The following is a 13,454-nucleotide window of genomic DNA, read 5'->3' as shown; positions in this document are numbered from 1 at the left end:
ATTTTATACTCAATAATAAGAGTAAGGCTGTACATGGCGATAACAGGGCGCTGTGTCTTAGGTGAGAAGGGGGCAGGGATGTTGCTGAACAAAAGAAGCAGAGTCAGTCGTGCTGTATTAGCACTCAGTGTTGCATGGGTATTATCGCCGTTGGCTGTCAGTCATGCTGCGATTATCGCCGCATTGCCCGGTACGTCACATAGCATCATGTCAGTGGCAGCTAGCCAGCATCAGATACAGCAGGCATTTAGCCCCAGCGAACAACCTTTCTATCTGCCCGGTCTGGCCGGGATTTACGCCTCACGCAATATGGCGCCACTGTGGCAGGACCACGAGGCAGTACAGGCTTTTCAGCAGCAGCTGGCGGAAGTGGCGCTTTCAGGTGTGCAACCGCAGTTTACGCGTTGGGTGGAACGGCTCACTAACCCCGAGATCAAGGGCTTGGCGCGTGATATTGTCCTGAGCGATGCGATGTTGGGATATCTGCAGTTTGTTGCCAATGTACCAACGCAGGGTGAAACCTGGCTCTACAGTAACGTACCCTACAAACTCACCATGCCTTCACTCGCCGCCATTAATCAATGGCAGAATGCGGCGAATGGGGGAGGTAGTCGTGCGTTTGTCGTCTCTCTGGCACCGCAGCATCCGCAATATGCACCGATGCACAGTGCGCTTAAAGCATTGCTGACCGATAATCGTCCATGGCCACAGCTGCGTGATAGCGGAACGCTGCGCCCCGGCCAAATCAGTAACGATGTGCCTGCACTGCGTGAGATTTTGCAGCGCACCGGCATGTTGACGGATGCCACGCACAGTAGCACACCGACCCCAGCCGATGATGCCGTGCCAACCGCGCCGGTGCCGGTCAGCCAGAGCAATCAGCCGATTGCGGTGAGCCCATCGGCCGCCAGCGTTAATGATTTGTCTGCGCAGGCACCTGTCGCGACCGGCAACGTCGTGGCGAGTGCGACGCCTGCTGGCGACAATGTGTATGACGCCGCGCTGGTGGAAGGGGTAAAACGCTTTCAGCACTGGCAAGGCTTAGCGGATGATGGTGCTATAGGCCCTCGTACGCGCGAGTGGCTCAACGTCTCGCCGCAAATGCGGGCTTCTTTGCTGGCGTTAAATATTCAGCGCCTACGCCTGCTGCCGGATGATATGCACAACGGCATCATGGTGAACATCCCCAACTATTCACTCACTTATTACAACAACGGCGCCACGATTCTGTCATCGCGGGTGATCGTGGGTCGTCCCGATCGCAAAACCCCGCTGATGCGCAGTGCGTTAAATAATGTGGTGCTCAATCCACCGTGGAATGTGCCCACCACGTTGGTGCGTCAGGACATTGTGCCAAAAGTGAAACAGGACCCCAGCTATCTCTATAAACATGGATACACCCTGTTATCGGGATGGAGTGCGGATGCAGAAGTGGTCGATCCGTCAATGATTGACTGGCATATGGTTTCCGCAGCAAGTTTCCCTTATCGCATTCGTCAGGCGCCAGGGGCAATGAACTCTCTGGGTCGCTATAAATTTAACATGCCTAGCTCGGATGCCATCTACCTGCATGATACGCCCAACCATGGCTTGTTCCAGCGTGACATCCGTGCGTTGAGTTCTGGCTGCGTAAGGGTAAATAAAGCCTCGGAACTGGCTGATTTGCTGTTGCAGGATGTGGGCTGGAACGACAGTCGCATTTCCGACACGTTAAAGCAGGGCGACACGCGCTACGTGCCGATTCGCCATCGCATCCCGGTTAATCTTTATTATTTAACCGCGTGGGTCGCGGCGGATGGTCAGCCTCAGTATCGTACAGATATTTACAATTATGATAACACTGCGCGCTCTGGTAGCCAGGTGCTGAACAAAGCCGGGAAGCTGCTGCTCTAGTGGTTGATTTCATTATTATCCCTCGCCATTGAAAACATCAGAACCCGTTGCGAAAAATTTGATTTCGCATTGGTTTTGGTGTGTCCCTGCCATATTCCGGGTTGACTGACTTCCAGGCTGCGGTTACTGTTCGGCCTTGTGTACTTTTTACACATTTTTTTATCGCTTTAGATTAGGTAACCCCGCTACATGGCTAATTTTGATTCCCAACGTCGTCGATTACTCCTGATTGGAGGCGCAGCGGCAGGTTTGTCACTGCTTCCTGGTTCAGCTCTGGCTTCGCTTTCCACGGCCCGCCCCCGAGTATTGACGCTTAATAACCTTCACACCGGTGAAACCCTTAAAACGGAGTTTTTTAACGGTAAGAGTTATGACAAGGATGAGTTAGTCCGGTTAAACCACTTCTTCCGTGATTATCGTGCCAATCAAGTTAAACACATTGATCCGCATCTGTTTGACCAGCTTTATCGTTTACAGATGGTGTTAAACACTCGTAAACCGGTGCAGCTGATTTCGGGCTACCGTACGCTGGCAACGAATAATATGTTGCGTGAATCGGGACCTGGCGTGGCAAAACACAGTTATCACACCAAGGGACAGGCGATGGACTTCCACATTGAGGGGATTTCATTGAGCAATGTTCGCAAAGCGGCGTTATCAATGCGCGCGGGTGGTGTAGGATATTACCCGCGCAGCAACTTCGTACACATTGATACCGGGCCTGCAAGGCACTGGTCCTGATACCGGCAGCGCTGCGTGTGTCGGTCATGGAGCGCTATGAATTATCAAATTATTCCGGTTACGGCTTTTTCTCAGAACTGCTCGGTTATTTGGGATGAAGATACCCAGCAGGCAGCGTTGGTTGATCCCGGCGGTGATGCCGAGACGATTATCGCCACTCTGGCGGAGAAGGGGCTAACCCCGTCGCAAATCCTGCTGACGCATGGGCATCTTGACCATGTGGGTGCCGCCGCTGAACTGGCGTCACACTATCAGGTTCCCATCGTTGGGCCGCATAAATTGGATGCGTTTTGGCTGGATAATCTGCCTACACAAAGCCGTATGTTTGGTTTGCCTGAGTGCGCGCCGCTGACGCCAGATCGCTGGTTGGAAGAGGGGGAAACGGTGCAGGTCGGCAATGTCACGCTGGAAGTCCTGCTTTGCCCTGGCCACACGCCCGGTCACATTGTTTTCTTTGACCGTATCGGTCGTCTGTTGATATCGGGTGATGTGATTTTCAATGGTGGTGTCGGACGTACCGATTTCCCGCAGGGCAGCCACAGCGATTTAATCAATGCGATTAATACCAAGCTGTTACCGCTGGGTGATGATGTGACCTTTGTACCTGGCCATGGCCCTGTTTCGACGCTGGGCCGCGAGCGGATCAGTAATCCTTTCCTGCAATAAAAAATGGGCCGTTATGGCCCATTTTTCATGCTGCTCATTCAGAAATTACAGCACTGCGACAATCGCTTCACACAGCGCAGACATATTGTCTGGCGTCATGCCGGCAACGTTGACGCGTCCGGAATTGACCGCATAGACGCCAAACTCTTCACGCAGGCGCACCACCTGATCTTTGGTCAGGCCGCTGAATGAGAACATGCCATTTTGCTTGATGATAAAGCTGAAGTCCTGGTTTGCCCCTTTCTCTGCCAGCGTGTTTACAAACAGCTGGCGCATACGCTGAATACGCTGGCGCATGTCGCTCAGCTCCTGCACCCAGATGGTACGCAGCGCATCATTGCCGAGAATGGTGGCTACCACAGCCGCACCGTGCGAAGGTGGATTCGAGTAGTTAGCACGAATGCTGTACTTCACCTGGCTGAATGCCGTTTTAGCCACCTCGTTGCTGGCCGCGACCAGCGTCAGCGCACCGACACGTTCGTTATACAGGCCAAAGTTTTTAGAGTAGGAGCTGGCAACCAGAAACTCCTGATGGGATGCCGCGAAGATACGCAGACCTTCAGCGTCTTCATCTAAGCCACGAGCAAAGCCCTGATAGGCAAAGTCGAACAGCGGCAACCAGCCTTTCTCCTGTGACAGCTTCGCCAGCTGCTGCCATTGATCGGCAGAAGGGTCAACGCCCGTTGGGTTATGGCAGCAACCGTGGAACAGCACCACATCACCCGCTTTGGCTTCCTGCAGAGAGGCGACCATGCCAGCAAAGTCGAGGCTGTGATTGGCAGCATCGTAATACTGGTAATCACACACTTCTAAGCCTGCGGCATTGAACACATTCTTATGGTTTGGCCAGCTTGGATTGCTCACCCAGACGCGTTTAACGCTGGTCTGGTTCGCCAGGAAATCTGCCGCCACGCGCAGAGCACCGGTACCGCCTGGCGTTTGTGCAGTGCATGCACGGCCAGAAGCGATCAGGTTACTCTCTTTGCCGAATAACAACTCCTGAGTGCAGCGGGCAAAATCAGCCAAACCATCAATGCTCAGGTAGTTCTTAGTGGTTTCATTTTCCAGCAGATACTGCTCAGCTTTTTTAACACTGGTAAGCACCGGTGTTTTACCGGTTTCATCTTTGTAGACACCAATGCCAAGGTTGATTTTATTCGGGCGGTCGTCGGCGCGAAACAGGTCAGCCAGTCCTAGAATAGGATCGGCGGGTGCGGCAGAGATCGATTCAAACATGAGTCAGTTCCGTTTGGGTGAACTTTAGCAAAATGAGCTATCAGGGTAGCGTCAGATGATACGCTTGCCAACCGCTGACATAAAAAAGAAATAAGTCGCATGTATAAAGTAGTGGCGCTAATTGAGAGGCTGATCACTGAAACGCAAAACGGAGCCCGAAGGCTCCGTTTTTAGGTATTACGCAATGCTAATCGGGTGATTAGAACTGGTAAACCAGACCTACTGCTACGATATCGTCGGTGTTCAGACCCAGCGCGTTGTCGTCTTTCAGCTGGTTGATACGGTAGTCGACATAGGTCGCCATGTTTTTGTTGAAGTAGTAGGTTGCGCCCACATCGAAGTATTTAACCAGGTCAACATCGCCGATACCGTCGACATCTTTGGCTTTAGACTGAACGTATGCCAGGGATGGACGCAGACCGAAGTCGAACTGGTACTGAGCTACAACTTCAAAACCTTGAGTTTTGTTAGCAAAACCAACCTGACCGTTGTCGATGCTGCCGGCGTTGCTGTTAGAGATGTAGGTAGAGTTGCGGGTTTCGTTGTACATGGCAGCCAGGTACACGTTGTTCGCATCATATTTCAGACCGGTTGCCCACTGCTGAGCTTTATCGCCTTTACCGTAGAACTGGCTGTTCTGGGTGTTGGTACGGTCGCTTGAACCGTAAGCACCAACGATACCTACACCGATTGGTGAGGTGTAAGACACTGAGGTGCCCCAGCCGTCGCCGTTAGAACGACGAGCGTCGGTGGTGCGGTCGTTTTTGCCCTGATACTGCAGAGCAAAGTTCAGGCCATCAACCAGACCGAAGAAGTTGGTGTTACGGTAGGTAGCCAGACCAGTAGAACGGCCAACCAGGAAGTTGTCAGAGTAACCGGTATCGCCACCGAACTCTGGCAGTACGTCGGTCCAGCCGATTGCGTCATACACTACGCCGTAGTTACGACCGTAGTCGAATGAACCTGCATCGCCGAATTTCAGACCAGCAAAGCCCAGACGGGTTTTGTTACCAGACTGCGCGTCGGTACCGCCTTCTGAGTTGTTCGCCTGAATGTTGTATTCCCACTGGCCGTAACCGGTCAGCTGGTCGTTAATCTGGGTTTCACCCTTGAAGCCGAAGCGAACATAAGTCTGGTCGCCATCGCTACCAGCATCATCAGAGAAGTAGTGCAGACCAACAGCTTTACCGTACAGATCCAGTTTGTTGCCGTCTTTGTTATAGATTTCTGCTGCGTTTGCTGCGCCGGCAGCTAACAGAGCAGGGATAACCACTGCAAGAATGTTGCGCTTCATCATTTTTTATTACCCTCATTGGAGTTATTTGGACATCTGCCACTGCCGTCAAGAAACCTTTACGGAACCTTGAAAGAAGTTTGATGTCTCCTGTGTCTGCACGCATCTTTCCATCACGGGGTTGCTATTTCTAGCCCGAAAATGATTCAAATCTCGCAATTACGTATCAAAAGGAAATTTTGTATTACAATTTGTAAAATATTGGGAACTTTGTGAGAGAACTCAAAATTTACAAAAATAAAAAAAGGCCGGCAGTGCCGACCTTGTTATATATATGAATTACTTATATTTAATCGCGAATTTTAGAAATTGGCGTTACGTGGAGTACGTGGGAAGGGGATAACATCCCTTACATTTTGTACGCCGGTGACATAGGCGATTAATCGTTCGAAACCTAATCCAAAGCCAGCATGTGGAACGGTGCCATAACGACGCAGGTCACGATACCACCAGTAATCTTCTTTATTCAGACCCATTTCTGCCAGACGTGCATCCAACACATCCAGGCGCTCTTCACGCTGTGAACCACCAATGATTTCACCAATACCTGGCGCCAAGACATCCATCGCCGCCACGGTTTTACCATCTTCGTTCATACGCATGTAGAAGGCTTTGATATCTTTCGGGTAGTTTTTCACTACAACCGGTGCCTGGAAATGTTTCTCTGCGAGGTAACGTTCATGCTCGGAAGAGAGATCCACGCCCCATGAAACCGGGTTTTCAAACGTCTGGCCACTCTTCAACAGAATGTCGACGGCGTCTGTGTAGTCTACTTGTGCGAAATCGGTAGTCACAAAACGTTCTAAGCGAGCAATCGCATCTTTGTCTACGCGCTCCGCAAAGAATGCCATGTCATCCGCACGCTCTTCCAACACGGCTTTGAACACATATTTCAGCATGGCTTCTGCCAGCGCGGCGGCGTCGTCCAGGTTGGCGAAGGCAACTTCCGGCTCCAGCATCCAGAATTCCGCTAAGTGACGGCTGGTGTTGGAGTTTTCTGCACGGAAGGTTGGGCCAAAAGTATAGACTTTTGACAGCGCACAGGCATAAGTCTCGGCGTTTAACTGACCAGAAACCGTCAGGAAAGCCTCTTTGCCAAAGAAGTCTTTGTCGTAATCGACTTTGCCCTGTGGATCGCGCGGCAGGTTTTCCATGTCCAGCGTAGAAACACGGAACATCTCGCCCGCACCTTCCGTATCTGAAGCGGTGATCAGCGGGGTAGAAACCCAGAAATAGCCGTTCTCATGGAAGAAGCGATGCAACGCCTGCGCCAGCGTGTGGCGTGTACGGGCTACCGCACCGACAAGGTTAGTGCGTGGGCGCAGGTGTGCCACTTCACGCAGATATTCAATGCTGTGGCGCTTCGCTGCCATCGGGTAGGTGTCCGGGTCGTCCACCCAGCCAGTGACTTCCACTTTGGTCGCCTGCAGTTCGAATGCCTGGCCTTCACCAGGGGACTCAACCACTTTACCGGTGACGATCACAGAACAGCCCGTGGTCAGACGCAGCACTTCATCCTGATAATTATTCAGAGAATTATTGACGACGGCCTGAACGGGATTAAAGCAGGAACCGTCATAAACGGCGATAAAGGAAAGACCGGCTTTGGAATCTCTTCGGGTACGCACCCAACCACGTACGGTGACTTCACTGTCAACCGCGACACGGCCGTGCAGTACATCCGCTACAGGCACTACGCTCATAAATATCTCTCTATATATAGAAGTGGATAAAAGCCCAAATTAGGGTTTTGCTATGTTACTTGCGAGCCAACAGGAAACAAGCAATTTTGCCGGGAGCGGGGGAGATTTGTTGCAAGAGAGCAGGGTGCGAGCACCCTGCATCATCAATTAGCTGGCTCTTTTCACCAGTGGAAGGTCGAAAGCTTTGCGCAGGGCACGGACGAAGGCTTTATCTTGGCAGATGGTTTTACCCGGACTGTCAGAGAGTTTCGCCACCGGTTTGCCATTGCAGCTCACCAGTTTAATCACAATATTGAGTGGCGTAACGCCAGGGATATCGCAGGTGAGGCGTGTGCCAATGCCAAACACCACATTGGCGCGCTGGCCAAAGTGACGATAGAGCGCCAAGGCTTTATCCAGATTGAGGTTGTCTGAGAATACGAGCGTCTTACTTCGCGGATCAATATCCAGACGCTGGTAGTGCGCAATCGCCTTTTCACCCCATTCCACCGGATCACCCGAATCATGGCGTAAACCCTGATAACGGTTGGCAAAGCCCGGACCGAAATCACGCAGGAATGCATCCATGGTGATGCAGTCTGTCAACGCAATACCGAGTTGGTCATCGTACTCATCCAGCCATGATTGCAAAGCAGCCCGCTGGCTGTTTGCCAATACCGGACTGATCTGCTGATGCGCCTGGAACCACTCATGGGCTTGTGTTCCCACGGGGTTCAGCTGTAAGCGGCGAGCCAGATCGTAATTACTGGTTCCGACCAACCACGGGAACTCAGTTTTAAGCGTACTCACAATCGCTTCCTGCACCGCTTTGGAGTAGCGGCGACGGGTGCCGAAATCCATGAGTTGGAAGCGCGACATATCAAGGTCGCCCACCTGTTGACGGAAATCCACCAGCTTGTGCTGCAAGTGCGCGACGGCCTGCTCAACACCCATCTGTGGTGTGCGATGACGATGCACCACTTCACTGATCAGCGCGAGCAGCGGCACTTCCCATAGAATCACTTCACGCCATGGACCACTGATCTGAATCGTCAGACGGCCATTATCATTGCGGACATGGACCTGGGAAGGCTCAAAACGGAATTGACGCAGCCAGTTGAGGTAGTCGGTTTCAAAGAAAGGTAAGCCGCTAAGGTAGTTATATTCGTCGTCGCTCAGGGCGAGGGAGGGCAGCATATCGATTTGCGCGCGAATCTCATCGGCATACTGACCGAGTAATTCATCGCCGCGACAGCGAAATTCTGCCGTAACCGGGACATCGTAATAACGATGATAAACGGCCTGCTGCATATGAAGCTTATACGCATCGGTATCAAGCAGCGTGGTCAAAATCGGGGAAGCGTGTCCAGTCATGGTGCGTTTCAGCATCCTCTTCCGCGGAGCAGAGCCCGGTGTCAACAAAGTCATAAAGACGCAGGAGTATAAAACAGTAATGACCGGGATCACACCATAATTGCGGGTGGCAGGTCGAGTGTCATTTGTGCCATTGTTAATGAATTGTAGCCTTTTCAGCAAAGGCACGCATTGTGCGTGGCAACGAAGGCGCAACCCGCTTAGACTTTGACGGGTAGACATTTCAACGATGCGAGAAGGACTTATGACGCAACAGCCGCAAATTAAATATCGCCACGACTATCGTGCGCCCGATTACACCATCACTGATATTGACCTGACTTTTGACCTCGATGCGGCTTCCACGCGCGTGACCGCCGTCAGTCAGGTAAAGCGTCTCGGTGCTGCGGATACCGAACTGCGTCTTGATGGCGAAGATCTCACGCTGATCTCGCTGGCAGTGGATGGCAATCCTTGGTCACACTATCGTGAAGAAGAAGGTGCATTGGTGTTAAGCCAGCTGCCGGAAAACTTCACGTTAACCCTGATAAACGACATCCATCCAGACAAAAACACCGCGTTGGAAGGGCTCTACAAGTCGGGTGATGCGCTCTGTACCCAGTGTGAGGCTGAAGGTTTCCGCCATATTACCTGGTATCTTGACCGCCCAGATGTGCTGGCACGTTTTACCACCACCATTATTGCGGATGCCGCGAAATATCCGTTCTTGCTGTCAAACGGCAACAAACTGGAGAGCGGTCGTCATGAGGATGGTCGTCACTGGGTGAAGTGGCAGGATCCGTTCCCGAAACCTTGCTACCTGTTTGCTTTGGTGGCCGGTGACTTTGATGTGCTGCGTGATAGCTTTACCACGCGTTCAGGCCGTGATGTGGCGCTGGAGATCTTTGTCGATCGTGGCAATCTCGATCGCGCCGACTGGGCGATGACCTCATTGAAAGCCAGCATGAAGTGGGATGAAGAGCGCTTCAATCTGGAATATGACCTCGATATCTTCATGATCGTCGCGGTGGATTTCTTCAATATGGGCGCGATGGAGAATAAAGGCCTCAACGTCTTTAACTCCAAATATGTGCTGGCGAAAGCCGAAACCGCAACCGATAAAGATTACCTCGGCATCGAGGCTGTGATTGGGCATGAATATTTTCATAACTGGACCGGCAACCGCGTCACCTGTCGTGACTGGTTCCAACTCAGCCTGAAAGAGGGTTTAACGGTATTCCGTGACCAGGAGTTCAGTTCTGATCTCGGCTCACGTGCGGTGAACCGCATCGACAACGTACGTGTGATGCGCGGCGCGCAGTTTGCCGAAGATGCCAGCCCAATGGCGCATCCGATCCGTCCCGATCAAGTCATCGAGATGAACAACTTCTATACCTTGACCGTTTACGAGAAAGGCTCAGAAGTGATTCGCATGATGCATACCTTACTGGGTGAACAGAATTTCCAGAAAGGCATGCAGCTCTACTTTGAGCGCCACGATGGTAGTGCCGCGACCTGCGACGATTTTGTGCAAGCGATGGAAGATGCGTCTAACGTCGATCTGTCGCAGTTCCGTCGCTGGTACAGCCAAGCGGGTACACCGGTGCTGACGGTGCGTGATGACTACAATCCAGAGCTGGAACAGTACACATTGCATGTCACGCAGCACACGCCAGCAACGGCCGAGCAGAAAGAAAAGTTACCGCTGCACATCCCGCTGGATATCGAACTGTACGATAACGAAGGTAAGGTGATCCCGCTGCAGCACAATGGTCATCCGGTGCATCACGTGCTGAATGTCACGGAAGAGTTCCAGACCTTTATTTTCGATAACGTCCACTTCCAGCCAGTGCCGTCACTGCTGCGCGAATTTTCTGCGCCAGTGAAGCTCGATTATAAATGGAGCGATGCGCAGCTGACATTCTTGATGCGCCACGCGCGCAATGATTTCTCCCGCTGGGATGCCGCACAAAGCCTGCTGGCCACCTACATTCGCCTGAATGTGGCACGCCACCAGCAGGGACAGCCATTGTCACTGCCGCTTCATGTCGCTGACGCTTTCCGTGCCGTGCTGCTGGATCAACAGGGCGATCCGGCCTTGATGGCGCTGATCCTCTCGCTGCCTTCTGAGAACGAAATCGCTGAACTGTTTGACGTGATCGATCCTCTTGCTATCTCCGCAGTGCGAACCGCGCTGGTGCACGCGCTGGCGACGGAGCTCAGTGATGAGTTTTACGCGGTGTATCTGGCCAATCAAAGCCAGGAGTACAAAGTTGAACATGCGGAAATTGGTCGACGCGCACTGAAGAACGTCTGCTTGAGCTATCTGGCATTTGCAGATGCGGAGCAGGCGGATAAATTGGTGCAGGCGCAGTACCATAATGCCAACAATATGACGGATGCGCTGGCGGCGCTCTCGGCGGCGGTGGCTGCACAGTTGCCTTGCCGTGAAGCCTTACTTGCGGCTTATGATGAGAAGTGGCATCAGGATGGTCTGGTGATGGATAAATGGTTTGTATTGCAGGCGACCAGCCCAAGGGATGATGCGCTGAGTAATGTGCGTAAATTGCTCAATCACCGCTCATTCACCATGGGCAACCCGAACCGTATCCGCTCTCTAATTGGTGCTTTTGCCTCCGGTAATCCAGCCGCGTTTCATGCTAAAGATGGCAGTGGTTATCAGTTCTTGGTTGAGATGCTGACCGACCTCAACACGCGTAATCCGCAAGTTGCTGCGCGCATGATTGAGCCGCTGATTCGCTTGAAGCGTTATGATGCCGGTCGTCAGGCGCTGATGCGTCAGGCGCTGGAAACCTTGAAAGGGTTGGATAAGCTGTCAGGCGATCTGTATGAGAAGATCAGTAAAGCCTTGAGTGCGTAGATAAAAATCGTGCAATAAATTGCGCCGCTACAGCGTTACACCTGCCTGTAGCGGCGCGATTTATCGCGTGCCCGCATCAAAGTTTGCACTTCTTTGCAGCGGCTCGATTTATCGCGCTTTTACATTAACGCTGCTGGGCGAATTTCAGCGGTTGGTCAGAGGTGTTGCGCTTCATCACACGATCCAATACTTCGGCTTCAAGCTCGGCCAAACGCGCCGAACCACGGCGGCGAGGTCGTGCCAAATCCACCGTTAAATCCAAGCCAATTTTTCCTTCTTCGATGAGCAACACGCGATCGGCAATGGCGACGGCTTCGCTAACATCATGCGTGACCAGCAGCACGGTGAAGTTATGCTGCTGCCACAAAAACTCGATCAGTCCCTGCATTTCAATACGGGTCAGGGCATCCAACGCCCCAAGTGGTTCATCCAGCAACAATAAGCCGGGACGGTGGATCAGCGCGCGGGCTAAGGCCACACGCTGTTTTTGCCCACCAGACAAGGCGGCAGGCCACTCATTGGCGCGATCGGCCAAGCCGACGGCTTCAAGTGCTTCCAGCGCGGCGTTACGCCACTCGCGACCTTTCAAACCCAGCCCGACATTATCAATCACTTTCTTCCATGGCAGCAGACGAGCATCCTGAAACATCAAACGCGTGTCTTCGCGTGCTTCAGCCAGCGGTGCAGTGCCTGCCAGTAGCTCACCACGGGTAGTGGATTCCAGACCGGCGAGCAGGCGCAGCAAGGTGCTTTTACCGCAGCCGCTGCGGCCGACAACCGCCACAAATTGTCCCGCAGGGATATGCAGATCGATGTTATTGAGGATCGTGCGGTCGCCATAACGTTTGCTGACGCCGTTGACACCGACTGGCGTACCGCTGTTCAGACGTGATGGACTCAAAGTTGCGTTGCTCATGCGGTCTCCTTCAATTGGTACGCTGGATGCCAGCGCAGCCATACGCGCTCCAGCAGTTGGGCGGCAACATCGGCCAGCTTGCCGAGTAGCGCATAGAGAATGATGGCAACCACCACCACATCGGTTTGCAGGAATTCACGGGCATTCATGGCCAGATAACCAATGCCTGAGTTAGCGGAGATGGTCTCAGCAACAATCAGCGTCAGCCACATTAAACCAAGGGCAAAACGCACACCCACCATGATGGATGGCAGCGCTCCCGGCAGGATCACTTGAATAAACAGACTCCAACCAGAGAGACCATAGCTGCGTGCCATCTCAACCAACCCTCGGTCGATATTGCGGATACCGTGGTAGGTGTTGAGGTAAATAGGGAACAGTGTGCCGAGTGCCACCAAGAAAATTTTTGCTGATTCGTCGATGCCAAACCACAAGATGACCAGCGGAATCAGGGCCAGATGCGGCACGTTACGCAGCATCTGCACTGAGGTATCCAGCAAGCGTTCACCGATCCGTGAGGTGCCGGTAATCAAACCGAGAATCAGGCCGATCGACCCACCAATAGCGAAACCGATGGCGGCACGCCAGCTGCTGATCGCCAGGTTCTGCCACAGTTCACCGCTAACCGTCAGTTTCCAGAAGGTGATGACGATATTTTCGGGCGAAGGCAGAATGCGCGTCGAGAGCCAGCCAATTTGTGAAGCCAACTGCCAGACGGCAACCAGCAGCACGGGCAACACCCAAGGGAGAAGCGCATTACCCAGCTGTTTTTGTATCTTAGCCATCTTGAAC

At 52.7% G+C, this 13,454-nt stretch carries 10 protein-coding genes; 4 read left to right on the top strand and 6 right to left on the bottom strand.

Features of this window, described 5'->3' with window-relative positions; all coding sequences use genetic code 11:
- The first annotated feature begins 78 nt into the window (after positions 1-78).
- The 3 genes from ldtD (at position 79) to HA51_RS11855 (ending at position 3,300) form a co-directional block, all read left to right on the top strand.
- On the top strand, positions 79-1,893 hold the full coding sequence (gene ldtD, locus HA51_RS11865; protein ID WP_084934707.1) for a L,D-transpeptidase: 1,815 nt from the start codon (positions 79-81) through the stop codon (positions 1,891-1,893).
- 189 nt (positions 1,894-2,082) lie between these two features.
- Positions 2,083-2,634: a peptidoglycan L,D-endopeptidase MepK gene (gene mepK, locus HA51_RS11860; RefSeq protein ID WP_084934706.1), complete on the top strand. Its 552-nt coding sequence runs from the start codon at positions 2,083-2,085 to the stop codon at positions 2,632-2,634.
- Between the two features lie 36 nt (positions 2,635-2,670).
- Positions 2,671-3,300 carry an MBL fold metallo-hydrolase gene (locus HA51_RS11855; protein WP_084934705.1) on the top strand — a complete coding sequence of 210 codons (630 nt, stop codon included), beginning with the start codon at positions 2,671-2,673 and terminating at the stop codon, positions 3,298-3,300.
- Between the two features lie 45 nt (positions 3,301-3,345).
- On the opposite strand, the gene HA51_RS11850 is transcribed toward HA51_RS11855, so the two are convergent.
- The 4 genes from HA51_RS11850 to pncB form a co-directional block, all read right to left on the bottom strand.
- Positions 3,346-4,536, bottom strand: coding sequence for an amino acid aminotransferase (locus HA51_RS11850; RefSeq protein ID WP_084934704.1), 1,191 nt, complete (start codon positions 4,534-4,536; stop codon positions 3,346-3,348).
- 199 nt (positions 4,537-4,735) lie between these two features.
- The gene (gene ompF, locus HA51_RS11845; RefSeq protein WP_084934703.1) at positions 4,736-5,833 is read right to left on the bottom strand and encodes a porin OmpF; all 1,098 of its coding nucleotides are present in this window, start codon (positions 5,831-5,833) and stop codon (positions 4,736-4,738) included.
- A 299-nt stretch (positions 5,834-6,132) separates the two neighbouring features.
- Positions 6,133-7,533 (bottom strand): asparagine--tRNA ligase, encoded by a 1,401-nt coding sequence (gene asnS, locus HA51_RS11840; protein WP_084934702.1) that lies wholly within the window; start codon positions 7,531-7,533, stop codon positions 6,133-6,135.
- Positions 7,534-7,680: 147 nt separating this feature from the next.
- Positions 7,681-8,886, bottom strand: coding sequence for a nicotinate phosphoribosyltransferase (gene pncB, locus HA51_RS11835; RefSeq protein WP_084934771.1), 1,206 nt, complete (start codon positions 8,884-8,886; stop codon positions 7,681-7,683).
- A gap of 244 nt (positions 8,887-9,130) precedes the next feature.
- On the opposite strand from pncB, the gene pepN reads away from it, so the two are divergent.
- Positions 9,131-11,746: an aminopeptidase N gene (pepN, locus tag HA51_RS11830; RefSeq protein ID WP_084934701.1), complete on the top strand. Its 2,616-nt coding sequence runs from the start codon at positions 9,131-9,133 to the stop codon at positions 11,744-11,746.
- 124 nt (positions 11,747-11,870) lie between these two features.
- On the opposite strand, the gene ssuB is transcribed toward pepN, so the two are convergent.
- Positions 11,871-12,662, bottom strand: coding sequence for an aliphatic sulfonates ABC transporter ATP-binding protein (ssuB, locus tag HA51_RS11825; RefSeq protein WP_084934700.1), 792 nt, complete (start codon positions 12,660-12,662; stop codon positions 11,871-11,873).
- A complete protein-coding gene (gene ssuC / locus HA51_RS11820) occupies positions 12,659-13,447 on the bottom strand; it encodes an aliphatic sulfonate ABC transporter permease SsuC (RefSeq protein WP_084934699.1) in 789 nt (262 codons plus the stop codon). Before ssuC ends, ssuB begins: the two co-directional genes overlap by 4 nt.
- Between the last annotated feature and the right edge of the window lie 7 nt (positions 13,448-13,454).

Origin of the sequence: Pantoea rwandensis (assembly GCF_002095475.1) — a bacterium.
GTDB classification, from domain to species: Bacteria; Pseudomonadota; Gammaproteobacteria; order Enterobacterales; family Enterobacteriaceae; genus Pantoea; species Pantoea rwandensis.
The sequence above is the reverse complement of the archived record's forward strand: the minus strand, read 5'-3'. Positions and strand labels throughout refer to the sequence as shown.

Bases quoted from the DNA above. Each gene is read 5' to 3' on its own strand.
- ompF (WP_084934703.1), bottom strand. From the start codon at position 5,833: ATGATGAAGCGCAACATTCTTGCAGTGGTTATCCCTGCTCTGTTAGCT.
- ldtD (WP_084934707.1), top strand. From the start codon at position 79: ATGTTGCTGAACAAAAGAAGCAGAGTCAGTCGTGCTGTATTAGCACTC.
- pepN (WP_084934701.1), top strand. From the start codon at position 9,131: ATGACGCAACAGCCGCAAATTAAATATCGCCACGACTATCGTGCGCCC.
- asnS (WP_084934702.1), bottom strand. From the start codon at position 7,533: ATGAGCGTAGTGCCTGTAGCGGATGTACTGCACGGCCGTGTCGCGGTT.
- ssuC (WP_084934699.1), bottom strand. From the start codon at position 13,447: ATGGCTAAGATACAAAAACAGCTGGGTAATGCGCTTCTCCCTTGGGTG.
- HA51_RS11850 (WP_084934704.1), bottom strand. From the start codon at position 4,536: ATGTTTGAATCGATCTCTGCCGCACCCGCCGATCCTATTCTAGGACTG.
- mepK (WP_084934706.1), top strand. From the start codon at position 2,083: ATGGCTAATTTTGATTCCCAACGTCGTCGATTACTCCTGATTGGAGGC.
- pncB (WP_084934771.1), bottom strand. From the start codon at position 8,886: ATGACTGGACACGCTTCCCCGATTTTGACCACGCTGCTTGATACCGAT.
- ssuB (WP_084934700.1), bottom strand. From the start codon at position 12,662: ATGAGCAACGCAACTTTGAGTCCATCACGTCTGAACAGCGGTACGCCA.
- HA51_RS11855 (WP_084934705.1), top strand. From the start codon at position 2,671: ATGAATTATCAAATTATTCCGGTTACGGCTTTTTCTCAGAACTGCTCG.